Origin of the sequence: Rhodovulum sp. HP10, assembly GCF_047553435.1 — a bacterium.
In the GTDB taxonomy this organism is placed as follows: domain Bacteria; phylum Pseudomonadota; class Alphaproteobacteria; order Rhodobacterales; family Rhodobacteraceae; genus Rhodovulum.
In genome coordinates, this window is sequence record NZ_CP180201.1 from 1,695,299 (window position 1) to 1,719,983 (window position 24,685).

The 24,685-nt window shown below is 69.1% G+C and carries 24 protein-coding genes and 1 pseudogene; 15 read left to right on the plus strand and 10 right to left on the minus strand.

Annotated elements, in window-relative coordinates; translation table 11 throughout:
- The first annotated feature begins 221 nt into the window (after positions 1-221).
- From ACK8CO_RS07785 to ACK8CO_RS07805, 5 genes are all read left to right on the plus strand, one after another.
- Positions 222-737, plus strand: a complete 516-nt coding sequence (locus tag ACK8CO_RS07785) for a DUF3576 domain-containing protein (RefSeq protein ID WP_080617912.1) — start codon at positions 222-224, stop codon at positions 735-737.
- A gap of 116 nt (positions 738-853) precedes the next feature.
- Positions 854-3,475: a leucine--tRNA ligase gene (gene leuS / locus ACK8CO_RS07790; RefSeq protein ID WP_414898747.1), complete on the plus strand. Its 2,622-nt coding sequence runs from the start codon at positions 854-856 to the stop codon at positions 3,473-3,475.
- A complete protein-coding gene (lptE, locus tag ACK8CO_RS07795) occupies positions 3,462-3,965 on the plus strand; it encodes an LPS assembly lipoprotein LptE (protein WP_414898748.1) in 504 nt (167 codons plus the stop codon). The genes leuS and lptE overlap by 14 nt, the downstream gene beginning before the upstream one ends.
- Positions 3,962-4,990, plus strand: a complete 1,029-nt coding sequence (gene holA / locus ACK8CO_RS07800) for a DNA polymerase III subunit delta (RefSeq protein WP_414898749.1) — start codon at positions 3,962-3,964, stop codon at positions 4,988-4,990. Before lptE ends, holA begins: the two co-directional genes overlap by 4 nt.
- Before the next feature lie 53 nt (positions 4,991-5,043).
- Positions 5,044-5,631, plus strand: a complete 588-nt coding sequence (locus ACK8CO_RS07805) for a glutathione S-transferase family protein (RefSeq protein WP_414898750.1) — start codon at positions 5,044-5,046, stop codon at positions 5,629-5,631.
- Between the two features lie 67 nt (positions 5,632-5,698).
- Here ACK8CO_RS07805 and ACK8CO_RS07810 read toward each other — a convergent pair whose 3' ends face one another.
- Positions 5,699-6,931: a TIGR03862 family flavoprotein gene (locus ACK8CO_RS07810; protein WP_414898751.1), complete on the minus strand. Its 1,233-nt coding sequence runs from the start codon at positions 6,929-6,931 to the stop codon at positions 5,699-5,701.
- Here ACK8CO_RS07810 and ACK8CO_RS07815 point away from each other — a divergent pair.
- Entirely contained in the window at positions 6,930-7,226 is a 297-nt protein-coding gene (locus tag ACK8CO_RS07815) for an HNH endonuclease (RefSeq protein ID WP_414898752.1), read from the plus strand. The two genes, ACK8CO_RS07810 and ACK8CO_RS07815, sit on opposite strands and share 2 nt — an antisense overlap.
- On the opposite strand, the gene ACK8CO_RS07820 is transcribed toward ACK8CO_RS07815, so the two are convergent.
- Complete coding sequence (locus ACK8CO_RS07820) at positions 7,223-7,855, minus strand: enoyl-CoA hydratase/isomerase family protein (RefSeq protein ID WP_080615022.1); 633 nt, start codon at positions 7,853-7,855, stop codon at positions 7,223-7,225. The two genes, ACK8CO_RS07815 and ACK8CO_RS07820, sit on opposite strands and share 4 nt — an antisense overlap.
- A complete protein-coding gene (locus ACK8CO_RS07825; protein ID WP_080615021.1) occupies positions 7,852-8,616 on the minus strand; it encodes an SDR family oxidoreductase in 765 nt (254 codons plus the stop codon). Before ACK8CO_RS07825 ends, ACK8CO_RS07820 begins: the two co-directional genes overlap by 4 nt.
- 134 nt (positions 8,617-8,750) lie before the next feature.
- Between ACK8CO_RS07825 and ACK8CO_RS07830 the strand changes: the two genes are divergently transcribed.
- The 6 genes from ACK8CO_RS07830 to lpxK all read left to right on the plus strand — a co-directional run bounded on the left by ACK8CO_RS07830 (position 8,751) and on the right by lpxK (position 15,132).
- Complete coding sequence (locus ACK8CO_RS07830; protein ID WP_414898753.1) at positions 8,751-10,268, plus strand: DUF2125 domain-containing protein; 1,518 nt, start codon at positions 8,751-8,753, stop codon at positions 10,266-10,268.
- A 165-nt stretch (positions 10,269-10,433) separates the two neighbouring features.
- On the plus strand, positions 10,434-11,783 hold the full coding sequence (locus ACK8CO_RS07835) for a TldD/PmbA family protein (RefSeq protein ID WP_414898754.1): 1,350 nt from the start codon (positions 10,434-10,436) through the stop codon (positions 11,781-11,783).
- Complete coding sequence (locus ACK8CO_RS07840; RefSeq protein WP_080615018.1) at positions 11,770-12,543, plus strand: inositol monophosphatase family protein; 774 nt, start codon at positions 11,770-11,772, stop codon at positions 12,541-12,543. Before ACK8CO_RS07835 ends, ACK8CO_RS07840 begins: the two co-directional genes overlap by 14 nt.
- Before the next feature lie 93 nt (positions 12,544-12,636).
- Positions 12,637-12,882, plus strand: a complete 246-nt coding sequence (locus ACK8CO_RS07845) for a DUF4170 domain-containing protein (protein WP_080615017.1) — start codon at positions 12,637-12,639, stop codon at positions 12,880-12,882.
- A gap of 43 nt (positions 12,883-12,925) precedes the next feature.
- A complete protein-coding gene (locus tag ACK8CO_RS07850) occupies positions 12,926-14,128 on the plus strand; it encodes a 3-deoxy-D-manno-octulosonic acid transferase (protein ID WP_414898755.1) in 1,203 nt (400 codons plus the stop codon).
- Positions 14,128-15,132, plus strand: coding sequence for a tetraacyldisaccharide 4'-kinase (gene lpxK / locus ACK8CO_RS07855; protein ID WP_414898756.1), 1,005 nt, complete (start codon positions 14,128-14,130; stop codon positions 15,130-15,132). The genes ACK8CO_RS07850 and lpxK overlap by 1 nt, the downstream gene beginning before the upstream one ends.
- On the opposite strand, the gene ACK8CO_RS07860 is transcribed toward lpxK, so the two are convergent.
- From ACK8CO_RS07860 to ACK8CO_RS07870, 3 genes are read right to left on the minus strand one after another with little or no spacing between them, the layout of a single operon-like run.
- Positions 15,086-16,276, minus strand: coding sequence for a CaiB/BaiF CoA transferase family protein (locus ACK8CO_RS07860; protein WP_414898757.1), 1,191 nt, complete (start codon positions 16,274-16,276; stop codon positions 15,086-15,088). The two genes, lpxK and ACK8CO_RS07860, sit on opposite strands and share 47 nt — an antisense overlap.
- A gap of 4 nt (positions 16,277-16,280) precedes the next feature.
- Positions 16,281-16,922, minus strand: a complete 642-nt coding sequence (locus ACK8CO_RS07865) for a DsbA family protein (protein WP_414898758.1) — start codon at positions 16,920-16,922, stop codon at positions 16,281-16,283.
- Positions 16,923-16,935: 13 nt separating this feature from the next.
- On the minus strand, positions 16,936-17,424 hold the full coding sequence (locus tag ACK8CO_RS07870) for a DUF721 domain-containing protein (protein WP_080617910.1): 489 nt from the start codon (positions 17,422-17,424) through the stop codon (positions 16,936-16,938).
- A gap of 117 nt (positions 17,425-17,541) precedes the next feature.
- Here ACK8CO_RS07870 and mutY point away from each other — a divergent pair, with 117 nt between their 5' ends.
- Positions 17,542-18,603: an A/G-specific adenine glycosylase gene (mutY, locus tag ACK8CO_RS07875; protein ID WP_414898759.1), complete on the plus strand. Its 1,062-nt coding sequence runs from the start codon at positions 17,542-17,544 to the stop codon at positions 18,601-18,603.
- A gap of 27 nt (positions 18,604-18,630) precedes the next feature.
- On the opposite strand, the gene ACK8CO_RS07880 is transcribed toward mutY, so the two are convergent.
- The 4 genes and pseudogenes from ACK8CO_RS07880 to ACK8CO_RS07895 all read right to left on the minus strand — a co-directional run.
- Positions 18,631-19,269 carry an NAD(P)-dependent oxidoreductase gene (locus tag ACK8CO_RS07880; protein WP_414898760.1) on the minus strand — a complete coding sequence of 213 codons (639 nt, stop codon included), beginning with the start codon at positions 19,267-19,269 and terminating at the stop codon, positions 18,631-18,633.
- A 191-nt stretch (positions 19,270-19,460) separates the two neighbouring features.
- Entirely contained in the window at positions 19,461-20,555 is a 1,095-nt protein-coding gene (locus ACK8CO_RS07885; protein WP_080615010.1) for a site-specific DNA-methyltransferase, read from the minus strand.
- Between the two features lie 96 nt (positions 20,556-20,651).
- Positions 20,652-21,290, minus strand: coding sequence for a ribonuclease HII (locus tag ACK8CO_RS07890; RefSeq protein WP_414898761.1), 639 nt, complete (start codon positions 21,288-21,290; stop codon positions 20,652-20,654).
- A 425-nt stretch (positions 21,291-21,715) separates the two neighbouring features.
- Positions 21,716-21,928, minus strand: a pseudogene (locus tag ACK8CO_RS07895) (transposase); the annotation flags it as partial.
- A gap of 471 nt (positions 21,929-22,399) precedes the next feature.
- Between ACK8CO_RS07895 and ACK8CO_RS07900 the strand changes: the two are divergent.
- Positions 22,400-22,687, plus strand: coding sequence for a hypothetical protein (locus tag ACK8CO_RS07900; protein ID WP_080617908.1), 288 nt, complete (start codon positions 22,400-22,402; stop codon positions 22,685-22,687).
- Between the two features lie 447 nt (positions 22,688-23,134).
- Entirely contained in the window at positions 23,135-24,679 is a 1,545-nt protein-coding gene (locus tag ACK8CO_RS07905) for a hypothetical protein (protein WP_414898762.1), read from the plus strand.
- The last annotated feature ends 6 nt before the right edge of the window (positions 24,680-24,685 follow it).

Below are 24,685 nucleotides of genomic sequence, written 5' to 3' on the forward strand. Positions count from 1 at the left end.
TGAGTATGATGGTGGTGTCGCTCCTCCCCCCCCGAATTGCAAGGAACACGGCCCGGGGCCTCGAACGCTTCGCCCGATTGATGCAGCGATGCCACACAGGGGGCGGCCCCGGCCCGAAGACTCGCGCGCGAGTCTCAAAGGAGCGCGGGCAAAGGGAAAAACCTTGTCGGCTTTCCATGGCTCCGGTAAAGACCCGGAAAGGACCGAAGGGGATAATGCGCATGACCATTTCGAGCTTCTCGCGCGTGGCGCTGATCGCCGTGGCAACGGCCGGGCTTTCGGGCTGCGGCGGCGGCTGGTTCGGCGGCAGCTCGGACCCCGACGCACGGCAGGCCAATCTGGACGCGCAGTACCAGAACACGCCCATGGCAGAGATGCAGCAGAAACGCCGGTCGAAATCGACGGTGTGGGACCTGTTCGACGGCGACGACCCCAATGTGAAGGTCGAGGTCAACAAGTATCTCTGGCAGGCCTCGCTGGAAGTGCTGAACTTCCTGCCGGTGCGCTCGGTCGATCCCTTCACCGGCGTCATCGTCACCGATTACGGCACGCCTCCGGGCGGCGGGCGCGCCTATCGCGCCACCGTCTATGTGCAGGACCCCGCGCTGGACGCGCGCTCGCTCAAGGTGTCGCTGCAGTCCAAGGGCGGCGCGGTCAGCCAGGAGACGGTGCGCGCCGTCGAGGATGCGATCCTGACCCGCGCCCGCCAGATCCGGGTCCGCGACAACAGGCTCTGACCCTTTCATCCCCGGCGTGACGGCGCGGCGCAGGCGACACTGGACGCCCTGCGCGCGGGCGACTATTGACATCGCCGTGCCCCGAAACGACCGCCCCGAACGAAGGACCGCAAGACATGGCGCGCTATACCCCGGCAGAGATCGAGCCGAAATGGCAATCCGCGTGGGAGGAGGGCGGCACCTTCACCGCCACCCGCGACGAGAGCCGGCCGAAATATTACGTGCTCGAGATGTTCCCCTACCCGTCTGGGCGCATCCATATGGGCCATGTGCGCAACTACACCATGGGCGACGTGGTGGCGCGCTACAAGATGTCCTGCGGCTTCAGCGTGCTGCATCCGATGGGCTGGGACGCCTTCGGCATGCCCGCCGAGAACGCGGCGATGGAGCGGGGCGGCCATCCCAAGGACTGGACCTATGGCAACATCGCCGACATGCGCGCGCAGATGAAGCCGCTGGGCCTGTCGATCGACTGGTCGCGCGAATTCGCCACCTGCGATCCGGAATATTACGGCCAGCAACAGGCGATGTTCCTCGACATGCTGGGCGCGGGGCTGGTCTATCGCAAGAACGCGACCGTCAACTGGGACCCGGTCGACATGACCGTGCTGGCCAATGAACAGGTGATCGAGGGCAAGGGCTGGCGCTCGGGCGCGCCGGTCGAGCGGCGCGAGCTGACGCAATGGTTCTTCAGGATCTCGGATTTCGCCGAGGAGCTGCTGGAGGCGCTGGACGGGCTCGACAACTGGCCCGAGAAGGTCAAGCTGATGCAGCGCAACTGGATCGGCAAGAGCCGCGGGCTGCAGATGGGGTTCGATCTGGTCGAGGCGCCCGAGGGGTTCGGGCGGATCGAGGTCTATACCACCCGGCCCGACACGCTGATGGGGGCGAGTTTTCTGGGCATCTCGCCCGATCACCCGCTGGCAAAGGCGCTCGAGGCCGACAATCCCGGGCTTGCCGCCTTCTGCGCCGAGTGCCGCCGCACCGGCACCAGCGAGGAAGATCTGGAAAAGGCCGAGAAGAAAGGATTCGATACCGGGCTGCGTGTCCGCCATCCCTTTGACGAGACATGGGAACTTCCGGTCTACATCGCCAATTTCATCCTGATGGATTACGGCACCGGCGCGATCTTCGGCTGCCCGGCGCACGACCAGCGCGACCTCGATTTCGCGCGGAAATACGGGTTGCCGGTGACCGATACCTTCGTGGCTCTGGACGGCGGCGCCCCGGTCGGAACCGAGGCCTTCACCCCGCCGAAGACCGAAAAGGTGCGCTGGCTGAAGGCCTATGCCTGGGACGAGACCGCCACCGGCGACGAGGCCGTCGAGGCCGCGATCCGGCATTGCGAGGCCAGGGGCCTGGGCGAAGGCGTGACCAAGTTCCGCCTGCGCGACTGGGGGCTGTCGCGGCAACGCTACTGGGGCTGCCCGATTCCGGTGGTGCATTGCCCCGATTGCGGCGTGGTGCCCGAGAAGAAGGAAAACCTGCCGGTCCGCCTGCCCGATGACGTGACATTCGATCAGCCCGGCAACCCGCTGGACCGGCACCCGACCTGGCGCGATTGTGCCTGCCCTTCCTGCGGCAAGCCGGCGAAGCGCGAAACCGACACGATGGACACCTTCGTCGATTCGTCCTGGTATTATGCGCGGTTCACCGCACCCCATGCGGCGACGCCGACCGAGCTGGCCGATGCCGGGTACTGGATGAATGTCGACCAGTATATCGGCGGGATCGAGCATGCGATCCTGCACCTGCTCTATTCGCGCTTCTTCGCCCGGGCGATGCAGATCACCGGCCACCTGCCGAAGAAGGCGATCGAGCCCTTCGACGCGCTCTTCACCCAGGGCATGGTCACGCATGAGATCTACATGACCCGCGACGCCAAGGGCCGTCCGGTCTATCACCTGCCCGAAGAGGTCGAGAACGGCAAACTCAAGGCCAGCGGCGAGGCGGTCGAGATCGTGCCTTCGGCCAAGATGTCGAAATCGAAGAAGAACGTCGTCGACCCGGTCAATATCATCCAGGCCTTCGGGGCAGATACCGCGCGCTGGTTCGTGCTGTCCGACAGCCCGCCCGAACGCGATGTCGAATGGACGGCGGCGGGCGCCGAGGCGGCGTTCCGGCATCTGGGCCGGGTCTGGCGCCTTGCCGAGGCCATTGCCGAAGAGATGAATGGCGGCGGAATCGCGGCTTACGAGGAAGAGGCTCCGGCCGAGGCGGCGCGGTCAGCGAACGGTCCGGGCGCGGCCGAAAGGGGGGGAGACGACCTGGCCCTCCGCCGCGCCCTGCATAAAACCATCCATGATGTGACAATGGGTATCGAGAGCTTCGGCTTCAATAGCTCGGTGGCGAAACTTTATGCCTTCACCAATACCCTGGCGAAATCCAGTGCCACCCTTGCCGCGCGGCGAGACGCCGCGATGGCGATGGCGCAGCTGATGGCGCCGATGACGCCCCACCTCGCCGAGGAGATCTGGGAGATGCTGGGCGGCGACGGGCTGGTGGCCGACAGCCCCTGGCCCGAGGCCGATCCGGCGATGCTGGTCGAGGACAGCGTGACGCTGCCGATCCAGATCAACGGCAAGCGCCGGTCCGAGATCCGGGTGGCCAAGGACCTGCCCAAGGAAGAGGTTGAAAAGCTGGTTCTGGCCGACGATGCTGTGATCAAGGCGCTGGAGGGCGGCGCCCCCAAGAAGCTGATCGTCGTACCGGGCCGCATCGTCAATGTCGTCGTCTGACCGCCGTACCTTCCTCGTTTCGGGGCTGAGCGCAGCCGGGCTGTCGCTGGCAGGCTGCGGCTTCCGCCCGGCCTACGGGCCCGGCGGCCCGGCCGAGAAGCTGCGCGGCCGGATCGCGGTCGACGCCCCGGACAGTGTCGACGACTTCACCTTGGTCGAGCAGCTCGAAACCCGGCTCGGCCGCGCCTCGGCGCCGCGCTGGCGGCTGTCCTACCGGCTCAAGACCGAGAGCGAGGGGCTCGGCGTCACCGCCGAGCAGGACACGACGCGCTACCACATCACCGGCCGCGCCGTCTTCCAGCTGCGCGACATCGACAGCGGCAGCGTGGTGCAGTCGGGCGAGGTCGCCTCCTTCACCGCCTATTCCGCCACCGGCAGCACGGTCGCGACCCGCACTGCCAAGCGGGACGCCTATCGCCGGCTGATGGTGATTCTGGCCGACGAGATGGTGACGCGGCTTCTGGCCGGCTCGGGCGCCTGGGCGGAATGAAGCTCTCTCCGAGCGATGCCGCGGGATATTTCGCCCGCCCCGATCCCGACCGCCCCGGACTTCTGATCTATGGCAATGACGCGATGCGGGTGGCGCTGAAGCGCCAGCAGGTCATCGCCGCCCTGCTGGGCCCGAATGCCGAGGAAGAGATGCGGCTGACCCGGCTTTCGGCCGCCGATCTGCGCGCCGACCCGGCGGCCCTGACCGATGCGGTCAAGGCGCGCGGCTTCTTTCCCGGCCCCCGCGTGGTCTTTCTCGAGGACGCGACCGACGCGCTTTCCGACAAGATCCTCGGGGCGCTGGCCGACTGGCAGAAGGGCGATGCGCAGATCGTTCTGACCGCGCGCCAGCTGGCGCCGAAATCGGCGCTGAGAAAGGCGTTCGAGGCCCATCCCGAGGCCTATGCCATCGGCATCTACGACGACCCGCCCGGCCGGCCCGAAATCGAATCGATGCTGGCGCAGGCCGGGCTAGGCCAGGCCGACCGGGCCGCGATGGGCACGCTTCTCGATCTGGCAACCGCGCTCGATCCCGGCGATTTCCGCCAGACCGTCGAGAAGATCTCGCTTTACAAGCTGAACGATCCCGACCCGCTGAGCCCCGAGGACATCCTGGCCTGTGCGCCCCGCTCGACCGAGGCCGAGGCGGATGCGCTGATCCATGCGGTGGCCGAGGCGAAGACCGTCGAGATCGGGCCGCTGATGCAACGCCTGCAGGCGCAAGGGATGACGCCGGTGACGCTCTGCATCTCCGCGACCCGGCATTTCCGTCAGTTGCACGCTGCCGCTGCCGATGCCGACGGCGCCGCCTCGGGCATCAACCGGCTGCGCCCGCCGGTGCATTTCAAGGCCCGCGACCGGATGGTGCGCCAGGCCCAGAGCTGGGGCATGCACCGGCTGGAACAGGCGCTGGGGATCCTGATCGACACCGACCTGAAGCTGCGCTCGGCACAGCGCGCGCCGCAGATGGCCCTGATCGAACGCAGCTTCATACGGCTTGCGGTGATGGCATCGCGCCGCACTTGACCCTGCCGCAATTTGCTGGAACCCCTGAGGCACGTATCTGGGGGGATATGGCGATGTACCGGGTCATCGGCAGCGGCAACAGCCGTGCATGGCGGGTTCTGTGGATGCTGGAAGAGCTTGGGCTTGCCTATGATCACGTCCCGGCCCTGCCGCACACGGAGGATGTGGTGGCGTTCACTCCCGGCGGCAAGGTGCCGGTTCTGATCGCCGAGGGTGTGCCCCTTCCCGATTCGACCGCGATCCTGAGCTTTCTGGCCGACCGCCACAACCGCTTCACCCATCCCGCAGGCTCGATCGAGCGGGCGCTGCAGGACAGCATGACCCAGTTCCTGCTGGACGAATTCGATTCGGCCCTGTGGATGGCCGCGCGGCACAGTTTCGTGCTGCCCGAAGAGCTGCGCCAGTCGGCGATCAAGGACAGCCTGAAATGGGAGTTCATCCGCAGCCAAGAGGTGCTGGTCGGGCGGATGGGAACCGGTCCCTTCCTGATGGGCGCCGAGATGACGGTGCCCGACATCATCCTGACCCATTGCGGTGACTGGGCGGAAACCGCGCATTTCCCGATCTCGCAGCCGCGGCTGGCCGAGTATCTGGCCCGGATGCGTGCCCGCCCCGCCTACCGGCGCGCGCAGGCAGCCTGAACGCCGGGCAACCCAAGACCCGCCTGACCCCGAAGGCCCAGCGGCCGGGGCCGGGCGACATCAGGGCTCAGTGGCCCAGCCGCGCCGCCGCCTGACGACCCGCCCAAAGCCCGGTCGCAAGGCAGGCGGTCAGCAGATAGCCCCCGGTGGGGGCCTCCCAGTCGAGCATCTCGCCTGCGGCATAGGTGCCGGGCCGCGCGGTCAGCATCAGCCCTGCGTCGAGCGCCTCCCAGCCCAGCCCGCCCGCGGTCGAGATCGCCTCGTCCAGCGGACGCGGCCCGGCATGGGCGATGGGCAGCGCCTTGATCAACGCCGCCAGCGCCGCGCCCCCGGGCAGCGGGCGACCGAATTCCATCAAGAGCGCCAGCCGCGCCGGATCGAGCCCCAGCGCCTTGCGCAGATGGTTCGAGAGGCTCGCCTTGCCGCGCGGCCGGGCCAGCCGTCCGGCGATCCAGGCCGCGTCGCGGTCGGGCAGCAGGTCGGCGAGAAGCGGCGCCCCCTCGCGCAGCGGCCGCGACAGCGCATAGATGCCGCCACCCTCGAGCCCCCGCGCCGAGATCACGAATTCGCCGCGATGCCAGGGCCCGGCGCCCGCCCGCAGCGCCACGCCCTTGACCGGCGCACCGTGATGGCGCGCCATCGGCGCCGACCAGTCGACGCGAAGCCCGACATTGGCGGGCCGGAACGGCGCCAGCGGCAACCCAGCATCGGCCAGCGGCCCCGCCCAGGCCCCGTTCGATCCTAATCTTGCCCAACTCGCCCCGCCGAAGGCCAGAATGGTGACATCGGCCTCGACGCGACGCGGGCCGTCGGGCGTGTCGAAGACCGAGGCGCCGCCCTCCCATCCGGCCCAGCGCCAGCGGCGCCTGAGATGCGCCCCCTGCCCCGCCAGCCGTCCCAGCCAGGCGCGCAACAGCGGCGAGGCCTTCATCGCCCTCGGAAAGACCCGGCCGGTGCTGCCGATGAAGACCGGCTGACCAAGCCCCCCGGCCCAGAGACAGACTTCATCCGGGCCGAAATCCGCCAGCATCGGGCGCAGGCGCGGCGCAGCCTCGGCATAGGCGGCAAGGAAGCTCTCGAACGGCTCGGCCCGGGTCAGGTTCAGCCCCGACTTGCCCGCCATCAGGAACTTGCGTGCGGGGGCTGCCATCGCCTCGGCGATCGCGACCGGCACGCCCGCCGCACCCAGCGCCTCGGCCGCCATCAACCCGGCCGGTCCCGCGCCCACGACCAGCGCCGGCAACCGCTCAGGCGCGGTCCCTTGATTGCGGGCGTCCCCCGCCCCATTCTCACCGCCCATGACCGAGCCTCCGATCTGTCCGCTCTGCGGCCGCCCGATCCCGCCCGGGGCGCGGCAAAGCCTGCATCACCTGACGCCGAAACTGCGCGGCGGCAAGGGCGGAGCGACGGTGCTTCTGCACCAGATCTGCCATGACGCGATCCATGCCCGGCTGACCGAGACCGAACTGGCCCGCGATCATGCCAGCATCGAGGCGCTGCAGGCCCATCCGGGACTTGCGAAATTTCTGGCCTGGGTGGCGAAGCGCCCGCCTGGTTTCCATGCGCGCACGCCCGGGCCGCGCCGCCGCCACTAGAACGCCACCCGGCGGCCGAGGCAGAGCGACTTGATCGCCACGCGGTGCACGGGCGCGGCCGCCAGCGCATCGGCCGTCAGTTCGGCGGTCATCGTCGCCAGATCCTCGCGCGGGACCACCCGGTCGATCAGCCCGAAGGCCAGCGCCTCGGCAGCGTCGAGCTTCGCGCCCCCCATCAGGATCAGCTTCGCCCGCGACGGCCCCACCAGCGCCGCAAGCCGCCCCGGATCCGAGGGCTGCGGCAGGAAGCCGAGCTTCATCACCGGATAGAAGAATTTCGCCTCGGGCACCGCGATCCGGAAATCGCAGGCCAGCGCCATGCCGAAGGCGCCGCCCGCCAGCGTGCCGTTCAGCACAGCCACCGTCAGCGCGTCGAGCCCGGCAATGGCCGCCGAAAGCCGTTCCCACACAGCGTCGGTCGCCAGCCCGGCCCGCGCCTCGTCGAGGTCGGCCCCGGCGGAGAACACCCTGCCCTCGCCGGTCAGAACCAGCGCGGCAACGCCCTCGGCCTGGGCCTCGAGCGCGATTTCCTCGAGCCGGACCAGCATGTCGCGGGTCAGAGAATTGGCCTTCTCGGGCCGGGTCAGGGTCACGGTCCAGAGCCCGCCCTCGCGCCGGAGCCCGATCATGTCGGCAATCCCGCCCGGCGCCGGATCGCGCGTTCGCGCAGCGATACCTGCTGGCCCAGAAACTCGTCGGCATCGGCGCTGCACATCCAGAGCAGGGCCTGCGCCGGCCAGGCCGGCGGGACATGCTCGGACCAGTCGAGCCGGCTGACCGGGTTCACGCCGCTGTCGCGGATGGTCTTCTGCATGTCGGTCGCCACCGTGCCGGGCGACAGCGCCAGCGCCCGCACGCCCTGGGCGCGCCCCTCGTGATCGGCGCATTTCGTCAGCATCGCCACCGCCGCCTTCGAGGTGCAATAGGCGCTCCAGCCCTCCTGCGGGCTGGTCGCCGCGCCCGAGCCGATGTTGAGGATGGTGCCGCCGCCCATCGCCGCCATCACCGGCAGTGCCGCGCGGATGCCATGGAAGACGCCCTTGACGTTGATGTCGATGGCCGTCGACCAATCCTCGGGATCGACCGCGTCGAGCCGCCCGATGGGCTCGATCACGGCGGCATTGTTGACCAGCACGTCGATGCGCCCGAAGGCCTGCACGGTGGCGCGCACCGCATCGGCAACCTGGGCGAATTCGGCCACGTCGCAGCCGATCGCGATGGCGCGGCGACCGGTATCGGCAATTTCCCGCGCAATGGTGGCGATCGCTTCTTCGCTCCGCGCGGCCAGCGCCACATGCGCCCCGGCCTCGGCGAAGGCCCATGCCGCGGCCGCACCAATACCGCGGCTGGCGCCTGTTATAAGCACGCTCTTGCCTGTCATTCCGGTCATCGTCCCCTCCGTCGAACGGGTCTGCGGCCTCAAGATCTAGCCCGACAGGCCGATACAGGCCAGTGGAACGTGCCGTTGACTTGCCCCGACCCAGCACCGATGTATGCCCCAGTTACGCAGACGAAAGGTTCGCCATGACGCTTCTGAAATCGGCCTCTGCCTTGGCCATCGCCACATCGTTCGGCATTGCCCTGCCTGCAGCGGCAGATGTGACAGCCGACGAGGTCTGGTCCTCGTGGCAGGCCCTCGCGGAAGGATCGGGCCAGAGCATGTCCGGCACCGAAAACCGCAGCGGCGACCGGCTGATCGTCGAAAACCTTCAGTTGAGCGCCGCGGATAATGACGGCGGCTCGGTCCGGATCGGGTTCGACCGCGTCGTCTTCGTCGAGCGGGGCGACGGCAGCGTCGCCATCGAATTCCCCAAGAGCTATCCGATGACGGTCGAGATCCGCTCGACCGAGCCCGGCAGGCCGGAGGACAAGGTCACCGAGCTCGACTTCACCGTGACCCAACGCGACTTCGAGATGATCGCCAGCGGCACCCCGAAGGCGCTGGTCCAGGAATTCGAGAGCCCCGAAGTCACGCTGACCCTCGACCGCGTGTCGGGGGAACAGCCGGCCGATATCGAGGCCAGCATGACGCTTGACGGGATGTCCGGCCGCTACACCCAGACCCACGCCGGGACCCGGCTTTTCGAAAGCGACCTGGCGATCGACCGGGTGCGGTTCGATCTCGCGATGGACGGGCGGGCCGAAGACACGCAGGTGAAACTGGTCGGCACCGTGCATGACGTGACCTCGAATTCGGACAGCCGGATGCCGACCGGCATCGACCCGAACGAGTTCGCCAGGATGCTGCGCGCCGGGTTCAATTCGCAGGGCGAACTCAAGCATGGCGCGATGGCCTACGCCTTCGACCTCGTCGAGGATGGCAACAAGACCCATGCCGAGCTTTCCGTCAATTCGGGCCGGATCGGCTTCAATCTCGGCGGCACCGGCGTGAGCTACGAGACCTCGGGCGAGGACACCCGCTTCTCGCTGTACGATCCGCAGCTCCCGGTGCCCCGGATCGAGGCGCAGATGGCCGAAAGCGGGATGCGTTTCGAGATGCCGCTGATCAAGGCCGATGAACCGTCCGATTTCGGGCTGGGGATCCGCCTCAGGGATCTGACCGTCAATGACGAGGTCTGGGCCCTGTTCGACCCGAAAGAACAGCTGCCGCGCGACCCGGCGACGCTGCTGGTCGATCTGGAGGGCAAGGCGCATTTGCTGGCCGACTTCACCGATGCCGACATGACCCAAAGCGACGGCATTCCGGCCGAGCTGGAGGCGCTGAACATCAAGGAGATGCAGCTGAAGCTGGCGGGCGCCGATCTGACCGGCTCGGGCGAATTCACCTTCGACAATTCCGACAAGGTGACCTTCGACGGCATGCCGCGCCCCGAGGGCAACCTGTCGCTGCGGCTGGCCGGGGCCAATGCGCTGATGGACAAGCTGGTCGCGATGGGGCTGGTGCCCGAGGATCAGGCCATGGGGCTGCGGATGATGATGGGCATGTTCGCGCGGCCCGGCGACGGCCCCGACACCATGGTCTCGGACATCACCGTGACCGAAGAGGGCCAGGTCCTGGCGAACGGCCAGCGCCTGCGCTGAACCGGCCAGGCGGGTCGCCCCGGGAGCCTTTCCCGGGGGGGGGGCCGGTCCTGAAGCGCCCTCCCTGGGACACCGTCCCGCAGAGACATGGCACCGCCCCCTTGCAACCTTGCGCAGGGGGGCGGTCCGTATTAGCTCAACCGACAGGCAAGCTCCGGAGGCCGCATGTCCGATGATCCGATCCCGTCGCTGACCGAAGCCCTGCTGGACGCGGCGCGACAGGCCGGGGCCGAGGCGGCCGACGTGCTGGTCACCTCGGGCACATCGCTGTCGATCGACGTCCGCAACGGACGGCTGGAACAGGCCGAACGCTCGGAAGGGATCGAGCTGGGACTGCGGGTCCTCATGGGTCAGCGCCAGGCCTGCGTCTCGGCCTCGGACAGCCGCCCCGAAACCCTGGCCGAAATGGCGATCCGGGCCGTGGCCATGGCGCGCGAGGCACCCGAGGATGCCACCGTGGGACTGGCCGATCCGTCCGAGCTGGCACGGAACCGCGATGCCGCGGCTCTCGAACTGGCCGATCCCGCGCCCGAACCCGACCCGGCCGCGCTCGAGGAGGACGCCCGCCGCGCCGAGGCCGCCGCCCTTGCCGTGCCGGGCGTCGCCCAGGTTCAGTCGGCCAGCGCGGGCTATGGCCTCCGGCGGATGATGCTGGCCGCCTCGAACGGCTTTTCCGGCAGCTATGCCCGCACCAGCCGCTCGATTTCCTGCGTCGCGATCAGCGGCGAGGGCAGCGGGATGGAGCGCGACTGGTGCGCCGAGAGCCGGACCTTCCAGGCCGAACTGCCCCCTGCCGACGAGATCGGCCGGATCGCAGGCGCGCGCGCCGCAGCGCTTGCGGGGGCGCGCCGACCGAAAAGCGGCGCCTTTCCCGTGCTTTTCGACGAACGCATCGCCGCCTCGCTGATCGGGCATCTGCTGTCGGCGATCAACGGCACCGCCATCGTACGCGGCGCGTCCTGGGCGCGCGATCTGATCGGCCGCGAGGTGCTGCCCGCCGAACTGTCGCTGATCGAGGACCCGCACCGCCCGCGGATCGCCGGGTCGCGCCCGTTCGATTCCGAAGGGCTGCCCACGACCCGCCGCGCCCTGGTCGAGAATGGCGTGCTGACCGGCTGGGTGCTCGACCTCGCCTCGGCCCGCAAGCTGGGGCTGAGCAGCACCGGCAATGCGGTGCGCCCGGTCTCGGCCCCCCCCTCTCCGGCGGCGGGCAACGTCACGCTGAGCCCCGGCGCGCTGGACCGCGACGCGCTGATCGCCGAGATGGGCACCGGGCTTCTCGTGACCTCGCTGATCGGCAGCACCATCAACCCGACGACCGGCGATTATTCGCGCGGCGCCTCGGGCTTCTGGGTCGAGAACGGCCGGATCGCCTATCCGGTCAATGAATGCACCATCGCCGGCCATCTGCCCGAGATGTTGCGCCGCCTGCAGCCCGCGAACGATGCCCGGGATCACCTGTCGCGCCGGGTGCCCAGCCTTCTGGTCGAGGGGATGACGCTTGCCGGCGCGTGATCTCGCGCTGCTGACCACGGCAGCTCTCGAGGCCGGGCAGCTCGCCCGCCGCTACTGGCGCTGCGATCCGGAAACCTGGGAAAAGCCCGGCCATCAGGGGCCGGTCTCGGAAGCCGACATCGCCATCGACCGGATGCTGCGGCATATGCTGACCGCCGCGCGACCGGGCTATGGCTGGCTTTCGGAAGAGACCGAGGACGACCCGGCCCGGCTCGGCGCCGAGCGGGTCTTCATCGTCGACCCGATCGACGGCACGCGGGCCTTTCTGCAGGGCGACCCCAGCTTCGCCCATGCGCTGGCGGTGGCCGAGGCCGGGCGGATCTTCGCCGCCGTGGTGTACCTGCCGCTGCGCGACAAGCTCTATTCGGCAATCCGTGGCAATGGCGCCTATCTCAACGGCGCAGCGATCCACGCCAGCACACGCGACAAGCTGGACGGTGCCGCGATGCTGGCGGCGCGCCCCGCGCTCGAGCCCCGGCACTGGTCAGGGCCGGTGCCGCGCCTGAACCAAGGGCTGCGGGCCTCGCTGGCCTATCGGCTGTGCCTGGTCGCCGAGGGACGCTACGACGCGATGCTGGCGCTGCGCGACAGCTGGGACTGGGACACCGCCGCGGGCAGCCTGATCCTCGAGGAAGCGGGCGCCCGCATCAGCGACCGGCTGGGCGATCCGCTGGCGTTCAACACCCCGGTGCCGCTCTCGCGCGGGGTCGTGGCCGGCGCGCCACTCCTGCATGCCGAGATCCTGTCCCGGCTGGCCTGACCCGGGCCGGGCCTGCACCCGATGTGCCCTTCCGCCGCGCCCGGGCTTGGTCTAGGCTGCGCGCGGACCGAAGCGCATCATCCGGAGGCCTACATGACCCAACGCCTGCACCTCGTCTTCGGCGGGGAACTGGTCGATCCGACCCATACCGTGTTCAAGGACGTCAACGACATCCATATCGTCGGCATGTTTCCCAATTACGAAACCGCCTACAACGCCTGGAAGGCCGAGGCCCACCGCACCGTCGACAACGCGCATATGCGTTATTTCATCGCCCATATCCATCGCCTGCGCGACGAGGAGGTCGAGGCCGGCCCGACCGAAGAGCTGGGCGCCTGACCCCGCCCTGCCCCGATGACAGCGCTTCGATGACGCCGAGCAGATGACAGCGAACCGGGCAGAGCGCGATGGCGCGCCGGAGAAGGCTTCGGACAAGGCTTCGGACGGGGGGGGGCCGCTGCTCTGGCTGCACAACCCGCCGCCGGACGAGCGGGCCGCCGCCGCCGAGCTCATCCGCGAACTGGCCCTGGAACGGCCGGATCTGCGGGTCCTTGTCACCGGCCGCGATGCGCTGCCCGGCTGGCCCGCCCATGCCACCGGCCTGTCCGGGGTGAGTGTCGATCTCGTCCCCTCTGACGGGCATCGCGCAAGCCTAGCCTTTCTCGACCGCTGGCGGCCCGAGCTGGCGCTGTTCTATCCCGACCATCTGCCCTCGACCCTGATCTCGCTGGCCGATACCCGGGGCACCGCATTGTTCCTGATCTCCCGCGACCTGCCGCGGTCCTGGCGCAGCCGCTGGCGCGTCGGCATCGCGGGCACCGGGCGGCTTTTGCGCCGGTTCGACCGGATCTTCGCCCAGACCCCCGGCACCGCCGGCGAGCTGCGCGCGCTGGGACTGCCGCGCTGGCAGATCAGCCCCTGCGGCCCGCTGTCGGAAGGCAGCGCCGCGCTGAGCTGCAGCGAGGCCGAGCGCGAGGCCCTGGCCGAGGTGATCGGCGGGCGGCCGGCCTGGCTGGCGGCCGCGACCCGGCCCGAGGAAGACGCGGCGGTGATTGCCGCGCATGCCTGGACCACACGCCATGCCCATCGCCTGCTGCTGATCCTCTGCCCCGAGCCCTTCGGGCGCGGCCGGGCCCTGGCCGCGCGGCTGCGCGCCGATGGCTGGGACGTGGCCCTGCGCTCGGACGACGAGGAACCCTCGACCGAAACCCAGATCTATGTCGCCGATACCGAAGACGAGTTCGGGCTCTGGCTGCGGCTCGCACCGGTCTGCTTCATCGGCGGCACCCTCGCCGCCAATGCCGGGCCCGACCCCTACCGGGCGGCGGCGCTCGGCTCGGCGATCCTGCATGGCCCCGCGACCGGCGCCCATCCCGAGCATTACCGGCGGCTGTCGAACGCGCTGGCGACCCGCACCGTGCAGGACGGCCCCTCGTTGTCCGAGGTCCTGGCCGATGTGCTGGCGCCCGACCGTGCCGCCGCAATGGCCCGCGCCGCCTGGGAGGTCTCGACTCAGGGCACGATGGCGACCGAGCGCGTGGTGCGCCGGATGATCGAGGCGCTCGACATGAAGGAGACGGTCTGATGCAGGCTCCGGCCTTCTGGTATGCCCCGCCCGAGCGGCCCGGCCTGATCGCCCGCGCGCTGAGCCCGCTGGGGCGGCTCTATGCCCGGGCCACGGCGCGGCGGCTGGCGAAGGGCGAGGGGGCGCGGGTGGGCGTGCCGGTGATCTGCATCGGCAACATCAATGCCGGCGGGACCGGCAAGACCCCCACGGTGATCGCGCTGGCAATGCGCCTGATCGCACGCGGCGTCGCGGTGCATGTCGTCAGCCGCGGCCATGGCGGTCGGCTGACCGGGCCCATCCGGGTCGAGGAGCGCCGCCACAGTGCCGCCGATGTCGGCGACGAGCCGTTGCTGATCGCGGCCTTCGCCCCGGTCTGGGTGGCCCGCGACCGCGCCGGGGGGGCCCGCGCCGCGGTCGCGGCCGGGGCAGAGGCGATCCTGCTCGATGACGGGTTCCAGAACCCCGCGCTGGCCCCCGACCTCTCGCTGGTGGTGGTCGATGCCGCCAAGGGCTTCGGCAATGGCCGCACGATCCCGGCCGGGCCGCTGCGCGAGCCGGTCGCTTCGGGGATGCGCCGGGCCGATCTGCTGCTGTCGATCGGCCCCGGACCCGCCCAGCACCAGTTCACCGAAAGCTGGGGCGGCGCCGTGACCGTGCCGCGGATCGCAGGCGCGCTGCAGCCGCTGCCCACCGGCATGGACTGGCAGGGGCTCCGGTCCCTGGCCTTTGCCGGGATCGGCCATCCCGAGAAGTTCTTCGCAACGCTGCGCGGCCTCGGTGCCGATCTGCTGCGGGCCGAGGCGCTGGACGATCACCAGCCGCTGAGCCCCGCGCTGATGACCCGGCTCGAGACCGAGGCGAAACTGCTGGGTGCGCAGCTTGTCACCACCGAGAAGGACGCGGTGCGCCTGCCCGCCGGGTTCCGCCAGAAGGTGCTGACCCTGCCGGTGCGGCTGGAGCTGGACGACTGGGCCGCTATCGACGCGGCACTCGACCGGCTGGGGCTGGGACCGGATCGCTGACCCCGGCCCCGATCTCGTTCCTGATCTCTGCGCCATCCTGATCGAGCCGGGGCGCGGGCCGGTCCAGCGTCAGCTCGGCCTCGGAAAAGCGGATCGGGGTGCGCACCCCCGGCAGGCCGTCATTCTCGACCACAAGGCCGCGATGGCGGATCTGCGGATCGGCAAAGACCTCATCCATGCGGTTGATGGGCCCGGCGGGCACACCCCGAGCCTCGCAGGCGGCCAGCAGATCTGCCTTGCTGCGCCTCCGCGTCGCCCGGGTCAGCGCCTCGGTCAGCGCCTCGCGATGCGCCAGCCGGTCGGCATTGCTGGCAAAGCGCGGATCCGCGGCCAGCTCGGGTAGGCCCAGAAGCCCGCAAAGCCTGCCGAATTGCGCGTCATTTCCAACCGCGACGATGGCATGGCCATCGGCACAGTCGAAGACCTGATAGGGCGCGAGATTGGGATGGGTATTGCCCTGGCGGCCGGGCGGCGTGCCGGTGGTCAGGTAGTTCATCGCCTGATTGGCGGTGATCGCGGTTGCCACATCAAACAGCGCCATGTCGACCTGCTGGCCCCGGCCGGTCTCGGCCCGCTGATGCACGGCGGCGAGAATCGCGGTCGCGGCATAGATGCCGGTGAAGACATCGGCGACCGCGACGCCGACCCTTTGCGGCTGGCCATCGGCCTCGCCGGTGACCGACATCAGCCCCGACATGCCCTGGATGATGTAGTCATAACCCGCGCGATGGGCATAGGGACCGTCCTGCCCGAAGCCGGTGATCGAGCAATAGATCAGCCGCGGATTGACCGCCGACAGCCCGGCATAGTCGAGACCGTATTTCGCAAGACCGCCGACCTTGAAATTCTCGATGACGATATCGGCCTCTGCGACCAGCCCGCGCACCAGGGCCTGGCCCTCGGGGGTGCGGAAATCGGCCGTCACGGAGCGCTTGCCGCGGTTGCAGGCGTGGAAATAGGCGGCCTCGCGGGCGCCATCCTCGCGGGTGACGAAGGGCGGGCCCCAGCGGCGGGTGTCGTCGCCCTCCGGGGCCTCGACCTTGATCACCTCGGCGCCGAGATCGGCAAGGATCTGGCCCGCCCAGGGGCCGGCCAGAATCCGTGCCAGTTCGACGACCTTCAGACCCGACAGGGGCGCAGGCATCGGCTCAGCCGGCCAGCTTCTCGTCGAGGATTTCCTTCAGGCTCTTGTAGCTCATGTTCTTGTAGAGCTGGCCGTCGATCACCAGCGAGGGCGTGCCGGTGACCCCGGCCGCATCGACCGTCTTGTCCGAGTTCTCGCTCAGCGCCTTGGCCAGCGCGGCATCGCTGAGGCACTGGTTCATGGCGTCCTCGCTCAGCCCCGCGGTCTGGCCGATCCGGCGCAGGTTTTCGGCGGTCTTCTGCGGATCCTTCGGGTCGATCCAGTCCTTCTGCTTCTCGTACAGCATCGAGACGATGCCGAAGAAGCGCATCTCGCCGCCGCAGCGCGCCAGCAGGCCGGCCCAGACCGCGTAAGGGTCCCAGTAGACCTCGCGATAGGTGAAATGAACCTTGCCGGTATCGATGTAATCGGCCTTGAGGCGCTTGAAGACGTCATGGTGGAAATTGGCGCAGTGGCCGCAGGTGAAGGAGGCGAATTCCTCCACCTCGACCGGCGCGTTCGGGTCGCCCATGGTGAAGGGCGCCACATCCGGCGTCTCATCGGCCCAGGCGGCAGAGGAAAGCAGCGGCGCCGAGGCCGGGGCAAGGCCCAGACCCAGCGTCGAGAGCGCGGCCAGGCCGAGCGACAGCGTCAGTTTGCGGATCATCGAAGCGGTCTCCTTAACGTTTCGAGCGGGACAGAACCCGTGTCCCGAGATCTTGCAGGGCGGCCCTCAGCCCCTCGTCATGGACTTCGACCGTCAGGTCCGAGGCCACGGCGACGGTGCCGGGATCGGGCGGGGGCGCGACCGGGCGCGGCGCCGGGGCGAAGGCAGCCTGACCTTCGGCAAAGCCGGTCGGCGCGGTCTGGGTCAGGCGGATGCGGGCGATGGCGCCGTAGCCGTAGCAGGCATTCACCTTCTCGCGGATCTCTTCCTTCTGCATCTCGAGCATCGGCGCATGGGCGCCGGTCGTCAGCAGGCTGAGCGTGGCGCCGAAGCCCTCCTTGCGGCCATAGCGCACCTCGACCGGGCGGCAGATCCGCGCGATCTCGTCGCCGACCACCTCGGGCCAGTGCGTCAGAAGCCGCGCGACCGCGAAGCCGCGCTTTTCGCCTACCCGCCGGATCCGTCCCGAAAGCAGCATCGAGGCCCTTTCGAACCCTCGCATGCGCCGGCTGTCCTTCTCGGCTTTTCGCTGCATCCCTGTCATTTCCCTGGCCCTCGCCTACCTTATGCGGCAGCAGGGCGGCCAGCCAGCCAAATGACCGGGGCAGGAGCATAAAGATTGCGTGACGAGACGTTGAGTGCCGAGCTTCTGACCTGGTATGACCGCCATGCCCGCGACCTGCCCTGGCGGGTCGGACCGGCCGCGCGAGCCACAGGCGCCCGGCCCGATCCCTACCGGGTCTGGCTGTCCGAGGTGATGCTGCAACAGACCACCGTCGCCGCGGTGAAGGACTATTTCCACCGCTTCACGAGGCGCTGGCCCGATGTGGGGGCACTGGCCGCGGCCGAGGATGCCGATGTCATGGGCGAATGGGCGGGGCTTGGCTATTACGCCCGGGCGCGGAACCTTCTGAAATGCGCCCGCACCGTGGCCTCGGAGCATGACGGGCGGTTCCCCGACACTCACGCCGCCCTTCTCGGCCTGCCCGGGATCGGTCCCTATACCGCGGCGGCCATCGCCGCGATTGCCTTCGACCGGCCCGAAACCGTGGTCGACGGCAATGTCGAACGGGTGATGTCGCGGCTCTACGCGGTCGAGACGCCGCTGCCCACCGCCAAGCCCGAGCTGACCGCCCATGCCGCCCGGCTGACGCCCTCCGGGCGGCCGGGCGATCATGCCCAGGCGGTGATGGATCTCGGCGCCACCATCTGCACGCCCCGTAGCCCGGCCTGCGGGATCTGCCCGTGGCAGGCGCCCTGCAAGGCGCGCGCCGCAGGGATCGCGCCCGATCTGCCCCGGAAACTGCCGAAAAAGCCCAAGCCCGTCCGCCTCGGCATCGCCTATCTCGGCCGCCGCAGCGATGGCGCATGGCTGCTGGAACGCCGCCCGGCCTCGGGGCTGCTGGGCGGCATGCTGGGCTGGCCCGGCACCGACTGGGCCGAGACCGCGCCCGCGCCCGCCCCGCCGGTCGCGGCCGACTGGCATCCGCTGGGGGCCGAAGTGCGCCATACCTTCACCCATTTCCACCTGCGCCTCGCACTTTGCGTGGCCGAGCTGAGCCCCGACTGCGCGCCCGGGCGCGGTCAGTTCCTTCCGCCCGAAGCCTTCCGCCCTTCGGACCTGCCGACGGTGATGCGCAAGGCCTTCGACCTGGCCCGGACCGCCTTCGCCGCCGCCTGACCCCGCCTGACCCCTCCGGGCCCGCGATCAGCGGGTCAGCACCGGCGCGTCGCGCAGATAGCTGCCATCCTCGGCGGCATGGACGAGGAAATGCGCGACATCGCCGCGCGAAATCAGCCCGTTATGCCAGGTCTCTGGCTCGACATTCACATCATAGGCATGGCTGGGCGCGGTCGAGGTCAGGATACCGGGCCGGACGATGGTCCAGTCGAGCCCGGAGGCACGGATCAGCCCTTCCTGCGCGGTCTTGTCGGCATAGGCCCGCGCCAGCAGCGCATTGAAGCCCAGCTTCTCGACGGTGCTCATCTTCGCCCTGCTCTCGCCCGCACCGAATCCCGTCACCGCCAGCAGACGCTGCACCCCGGCCGCCTTCATCGCGGAAAGCAGCACGCGGGTCGTGTCCGAGAACAGCGTCGTCTTCTGCATCATCGCGGGCAGGGTCTTCGGCAGGCCCAGCGCGACGATCACCGCATCGACCCCGTCGACCGCCGGCCCGACCTCGGCCGCGTTGCGCGCGTCACCGGTCCGCTTGTCCAGCTTCGCATCGTCGATCGCGATTCTATCGGCGCTCCGCGCGAAGGCGCGGACCTCATGACCACGGCCGAGCGCATAGCGCACGGTCTCGAGGCCGATCCCCTTGCTTGCTCCGATCACCAACAGTTTCATGCGTCACCTCCTGACCTACGAGATAGGCCCGGCAGGCCGGCTTCGACAGGAGGGTGGGGAAGGAACAGCGGCAATCCGCCGTCAAACGCCACAGACCGGGGGCGCAGAACGGGATCGCGCAAGCCGGTCGCGGCGGCGCCCGCCCCGATGCCCGACCCGATGAGCGGGCCGGGCGCCGGAACGGCTGTTCGTCAGTCGTGCATCTGGGCGCGGACCTGCTGGCGCAGCACGTCGATCGGCACCATCTGGCCCTCGCGGCGGTAATGCCAGTAGGTCCAGCCATTGCAACTGGGCGCGCCCTCGAAGGCGGCGCCGACCTGATGGATCGAGCCGGTCACCGCCTCGCCCACCAGCGTGCCATCGGCCCGGACCTTGGCGGTCTTGCCGCGCGGCGACATCAGCACCTCGCCCGGGCGCAGCAGCCCGCGCTCGACCAGCTGGCCGAAGGGCACCCGCGGCTCGGCGCGTTTCGAGGCCGAGACGACCAGCGCCTCACGGTCGAACTTGCGCACCTTGGCCAGGCGCCGCTCGGCAACCTTGCGATAGGCCGCCTCGCGCTCGATGCCGATGAAGTCGCGGCCCAGCATCTTGGCGACGGCGCCGGTGGTGCCGGTGCCGAAGAACGGATCGAGCACCACATCGCCGGGATTGGTCGTGGCCAGCAGCACCCGGTGCAGAAGCGATTCGGGCTTCTGGGTCGGATGCGCCTTGTCGCCCTTGTCATCCTTCAGCCGCTCATGCCCGGTGCAGATCGGCAGCACCCAGTCCGAGCGCATCTGCACGCCCTCGTTCAGCGCCTTCAGGGCCTCGTAGTTGAAGGTGTATTTCGCGCCTTCCGATTTCGAGGCCCAGATCAGCGTCTCATGGGCATTGGTCAGACGCTTGCCACGGAAATTCGGCATCGGGTTCGACTTGCGCCAGACCACGTCATTGAGAATCCAGAAGCCCAGATTCTGCAGCTCGGCCCCCATCCGGAACACGTTGTGGTAGCTGCCGATCACCCAGATCGCGCCCGTGGGTTTCAGCACCCGGCGCGCGGCCGCCAGCCAGTCATGGGTGAAGCGGTCATAGGCGGCGAAGCTGTCGAACTGGTCCCAGTGGTCGTCGACCGCATCGACCTTGGAATTGTCGGGGCGGTGGAGATCGCCCCGGAGCTGCAGGTTATAGGGCGGGTCGGCAAAGATCAGGTCGACGGAGCCTTCGGGAAGGCTGTTCATCTCCGCGATGCAATCGCCGGACAAAATCGTGTTGAGCGGGAGCTCGGGCGCCCCCTTGGTCCTGGTCATCGGTGTCACACTGCCTCTGTTCGCGCCGTTCTTCGGCGTCGTTTATGGAGATCCAATGTGAGTCAAAGGCGATTCGCCGTCAATTTCTTTTTTGAATCAGGGGTTTACGCTTTTTCCTTGCCACAAGATGTTGTGCACGGGCTTGAACGAACGCCTATGGTGTGGGCTGACACCAATATCTCGGAGCGCCTGCAGATGCTGCCTGGTGGGATAACCCGCATTCCGCTCCCAGCCATAGCCCGGCCAGTGTTGCGCAAGCTCCGCCATCACCGCGTCGCGGGCGACCTTGGCCACGATCGAGGCGGCGGCGATCGACAGGCAGCGCGCATCGCCCTTGACCACGCACAGGCCCTGGCAGGGCAGCGCCTTCGGCAGGCTGTTGCCATCGATCAGCGCGAGATCGGGCATGGCGGGCAGCGCGGCCAGCGCCCGGCACATCGCCAGGTGGCTGGCTTGCAGGATGTTCATCTCCTCGATCTCGCCGGTGCTGGCCTCGCCCAGCCCGACCATGGCGCGTTCGCGAATCTCGGCGGCCAGCACCTCGCGGCGGCGCGCGCTCAGCGCCTTCGAATCGCGCAGCCCCTCCGGGATGTCCTCGGCGACAAGACAGACGGCGGCGGCCATGACCGGCCCTGCCAGCGGACCGCGGCCGACCTCGTCGACCCCGGCGACAAGGCGCACCCCGCGGGCGAAGGCTTCGGTTTCCAGCGTGAAATCGGGACGAATGAAAGTCATGGCCGCATCATCAAGCGCCAATTGCCTGCGCGGGCAAGCCCGAATCCGGACAGCCGGAACGGGCGGAGGCATCTTGCCGCCCCCTGCCCGGGCCCGGACCGGCTGACGCTCCGCCCGGGCGAGGTCCGGGCCATGTGGCAACGCTGACGCAGGCCCCGGCCCTGCCCGAGACCGCTTGCCGGAGACCGGCGCGACGGCCCGTGACGGGCGCGCCTGACCACGCTGACGACGATGCGAAATGACGGCATGACGGCCGAGCCCCCGCAAGGTGCGAGCCATGTCGGTCCCGTCAGCGACATGGCCGGGCACCGCGCAATGCCGGGGCCTGGGCCGCCGGCATTCTTGCGGACGTCGTCTGCGCGACGCGCTTCGGGCTTGCCCCCGGCCCCTCAGGCAACGCGTTCGATCCCGACCCGACCGAGCGCGCTGTTCCACTCGCTTTCGCCCGCGATCTTTAGGCCAGTGTCGTCGCTCAGCAGGCGCCGCGGCCCCTTGGATCGCCGGGAGGGGATGTTCACCGCCAGGGTCTTCTGCCGGCGGGACAGCATGCAGAAGTCGCGCACCGTCCCGTCGGGACCGACCAGCCGCAACAGGCTTTCGAAGGCCCCGGTCCTCTGCCGGAGCGCCCTGCCGACCAGCTTGCCCCATAAAGCTCCGGGCACGAACAGGCAGAGAATGAAGCCTCCGAAGATGGTATCCGATCGGGAACGAGTCGTCGGACCTTGCCGGGTCAGAGAACGGAATGGGCGCTCAACAGACGTTTGCCCTCGGCCGCCTGCACTTCGGCAATAAGAGGTGGCCCCGAAAACCGGACATCCTGCCACGTTTTCCGTCAACGAAGACGAGGAAGAACGGCGCGGCTGTCAAACGAAAGAATGACGGGGCCGAGGTCAAGGCGATGGTGACGCTTGAAGCCATTCGTGGCGAGATGACAGTCCCGAACGGGTGGCGACGCACAGGCGTGCAGTCGCGCCTACCGAGCATGCCACAGTGGCGAGAGATTTCAGTCTCCGCTGCCCTGCGGGCAGTACACAATTGGAGCGCTCAACGACCGCAATCTGCAAAGGTTGCCATTGAATAGCGGCGCCCGCTCGACCATGCTCCGGGCCATGATGCTGCGTCCTGTCCTCGCCTGTCTCGTCCTAGCCGCGCTGAGCGGTCCCGCCGCCGCCTGCTATGCCGATTACAAGGCAAAGCAGGACAATCCGCTGAAGCTGCATTACGGCGTGATCGAATTGCCCGACAGCGCCTGCGGCAGCCGCGACGCCGCCACCCGCGAGATCGACCGCCGGATCCGCCGGGGTGGCTGGCAGCTTCTGAATGTGATGTCGATCTTCGGCGCCAGCGGACTTGACGAGCGCAAGGCCAGCGCCGGAGGCTATTTCCTGAAGTTCTGACAACGGGCGCAGGGTCGTGGCAGAGCTTCCGGCGCGTGTCGCGAACCAGCCCCAGGGGCGGCCCCGCTCTGTCTGAACCCGACCGTGCCCGAGCCCTCACCCCCAGAACCCAGAACCCAGAACCCAGAACCCAGAACCCAGAACCCAGAACCCAGAACCCAGAACCCAGAACCCAGAAGCTCTCCGTCGCGCTTTGCCCCGAGACAAGGCTCTGGGCCGGGCTCTGGCGGCGCGACCTCCCGCCGGGCACCGGGTTTCGAGGCCACGGCCGCGGATGCCCCCGGATCGGGCGGCTCTGCGGGTCGCGCAACACGCGGATCGTCAGCATGCCTCTGCTCCGGCCCCCGCAAGGCAAACCGCCCGGTCGCGACGGGGGCGGGATCGGGATGTGCCGGCCCCATGCGCTTGGCACTGGACCCGCGCGTCGGGCTTGGGCAGGATCGGCCCATGCATATCCGACCAGGTCTTCTCTGTCTTCTGCTCTGCCTCGTCCCGCTGCGGGGGGCCGCCGAGGATGTGCTGCTGCGCAGCTCGTCGCTGCTGCCTGCCGCATATGACAGCTATCTGGCGCTGAACCTCAAGCTGCCGCCCCAGGACGAGACGCTGCCGCTTGTCGGCGACCGGGGGCTGCGCTCGGGCGGGCAGGTTCTGCGCCATCTGGCCGGGCAGCAGGCGGTGAACGGCTTCGAGGGCGTGATCTACGACAATCGCGACCGCGGCCATTCCAGCCTGCCTCAGGAGCTTTTCCCCCGGCTCGACCGGCTGGTCTATGACAAGACGCTGCGCAAGGCGCGGGCCGATTACGGGCTCGCGGGCAAGATCCTGCTGCCTGCGGTGGTGTTCGGCAATTCCTCGACCTCGGTGACCACGGGCGCGGCCAAGCGCAGCCTGCCGCGGCTGGCGATGACCACGCCGGGCGGCCCCGAGCGAAGCGCACAGCTTTACGAGAACAACCACCTTTACGTCTATCCCGAGCATCGCGACCATGACGAGACCGACCGCTTTCCAGCGAACTGGCCTTATATGCTGATCAGCCAGGGCTCGTCGGGCTCGGACCAGCCGTTTCTCGCCGCGCTGGCGATGACGCTGGCGGCATTCCCGCCCGAGACCTTCGCGGCCCTGCGCGACAATCGCCTGATCGCGCCGACGCTGCAGATGATCCTGCGCCGCGGTTATGCCCCGGTACGCAGCCGCGCGGCCTATTTCACCGCCGCCGCGCATCCGGTCGTGTTCGAGGGCGATGCGCTGCGCCCCGGGCGGATGATGGGCGAGGCGGCGGCAATGCGGCACGATGCCATTCCGCCGATGGTGCGGCTGCGGGTCGAGGAGGACGGCTTCGGCGAGGCCGAGGGGCTGGCGCGGCTGTCCGAGCGGCTGTTCGACACCGAGGGCGCGATTGCGCGGATCTGGCGCAATTTCGACTGGTCGCGCGAGATCACGGTCAGTGCCGCCGCGACCCGAGACCCGAACGGCCGGCCACTGAGCTTTACCTGGGCGCTCCTGCAGGGCGATCCGGCCCGGGTCCGGATCGAGCCTCTGGACCCGGAGGGCAGCCGGGCCCGCATCAGGCTGGCCTGGCACGATCCCAGGACCGTGCTGGTCCGGGACCGGAGCGGCTATCGCAACCGCAGCCTGTCGCGGATCGAGATCGGCGTCTTCGCCTCGAACGGGGTCCATGACAGCGCGCCCGCCTTCGTGACGGTGTTCTTTCCCGATCACCAGAAGCGGGTCTATGCGACCTCGGGGGCGGGCGGCATGCGGCTGGTGTCGGTCGATTACGACGCCATCGGGCGCGACGCCTATTATGACCCGATGCTGTTCTGGTCGGCGCCCTGGACCGACCGCGCCGAGTATGACGGCGCCGGTGCCCGGACCGGCTGGACCCGGATCGGCCATGACGGCAACACCCGGACGCTTCCGCCCGACATCGGCGAGGGGGTCTACCAGATCGAACGGCTCCAGCCCGAGCGGCCCTACCTGATCATGCCCTGAGAGGGC

Coding starts and splice junctions, on each gene's coding strand:
- leuS (WP_414898747.1), top strand. CDS start 854: ATGGCGCGCTATACCCCGGCAGAGATCGAGCCGAAATGGCAATCCGCG.
- ACK8CO_RS07830 (WP_414898753.1), top strand. CDS start 8,751: ATGACGCTTCTGAAATCGGCCTCTGCCTTGGCCATCGCCACATCGTTC.
- ACK8CO_RS07905 (WP_414898762.1), top strand. CDS start 23,135: ATGCATATCCGACCAGGTCTTCTCTGTCTTCTGCTCTGCCTCGTCCCG.
- ACK8CO_RS07810 (WP_414898751.1), bottom strand. CDS start 6,931: ATGGGCGGTGAGAATGGGGCGGGGGACGCCCGCAATCAAGGGACCGCG.
- lptE (WP_414898748.1), top strand. CDS start 3,462: ATGTCGTCGTCTGACCGCCGTACCTTCCTCGTTTCGGGGCTGAGCGCA.
- ACK8CO_RS07865 (WP_414898758.1), bottom strand. CDS start 16,922: ATGATCCGCAAACTGACGCTGTCGCTCGGCCTGGCCGCGCTCTCGACG.
- lpxK (WP_414898756.1), top strand. CDS start 14,128: ATGCAGGCTCCGGCCTTCTGGTATGCCCCGCCCGAGCGGCCCGGCCTG.
- ACK8CO_RS07860 (WP_414898757.1), bottom strand. CDS start 16,276: ATGCCTGCGCCCCTGTCGGGTCTGAAGGTCGTCGAACTGGCACGGATT.
- ACK8CO_RS07885 (WP_080615010.1), bottom strand. CDS start 20,555: ATGACCAGGACCAAGGGGGCGCCCGAGCTCCCGCTCAACACGATTTTG.
- ACK8CO_RS07850 (WP_414898755.1), top strand. CDS start 12,926: ATGACAGCGAACCGGGCAGAGCGCGATGGCGCGCCGGAGAAGGCTTCG.
- ACK8CO_RS07890 (WP_414898761.1), bottom strand. CDS start 21,290: ATGACTTTCATTCGTCCCGATTTCACGCTGGAAACCGAAGCCTTCGCC.
- ACK8CO_RS07815 (WP_414898752.1), top strand. CDS start 6,930: ATGACCGAGCCTCCGATCTGTCCGCTCTGCGGCCGCCCGATCCCGCCC.
- ACK8CO_RS07845 (WP_080615017.1), top strand. CDS start 12,637: ATGACCCAACGCCTGCACCTCGTCTTCGGCGGGGAACTGGTCGATCCG.
- ACK8CO_RS07820 (WP_080615022.1), bottom strand. CDS start 7,855: ATGATCGGGCTCCGGCGCGAGGGCGGGCTCTGGACCGTGACCCTGACC.
- ACK8CO_RS07880 (WP_414898760.1), bottom strand. CDS start 19,269: ATGAAACTGTTGGTGATCGGAGCAAGCAAGGGGATCGGCCTCGAGACC.
- ACK8CO_RS07870 (WP_080617910.1), bottom strand. CDS start 17,424: ATGCGAGGGTTCGAAAGGGCCTCGATGCTGCTTTCGGGACGGATCCGG.
- holA (WP_414898749.1), top strand. CDS start 3,962: ATGAAGCTCTCTCCGAGCGATGCCGCGGGATATTTCGCCCGCCCCGAT.
- ACK8CO_RS07785 (WP_080617912.1), top strand. CDS start 222: ATGACCATTTCGAGCTTCTCGCGCGTGGCGCTGATCGCCGTGGCAACG.
- ACK8CO_RS07900 (WP_080617908.1), top strand. CDS start 22,400: ATGATGCTGCGTCCTGTCCTCGCCTGTCTCGTCCTAGCCGCGCTGAGC.
- ACK8CO_RS07835 (WP_414898754.1), top strand. CDS start 10,434: ATGTCCGATGATCCGATCCCGTCGCTGACCGAAGCCCTGCTGGACGCG.
- ACK8CO_RS07825 (WP_080615021.1), bottom strand. CDS start 8,616: ATGACCGGAATGACAGGCAAGAGCGTGCTTATAACAGGCGCCAGCCGC.
- ACK8CO_RS07805 (WP_414898750.1), top strand. CDS start 5,044: ATGTACCGGGTCATCGGCAGCGGCAACAGCCGTGCATGGCGGGTTCTG.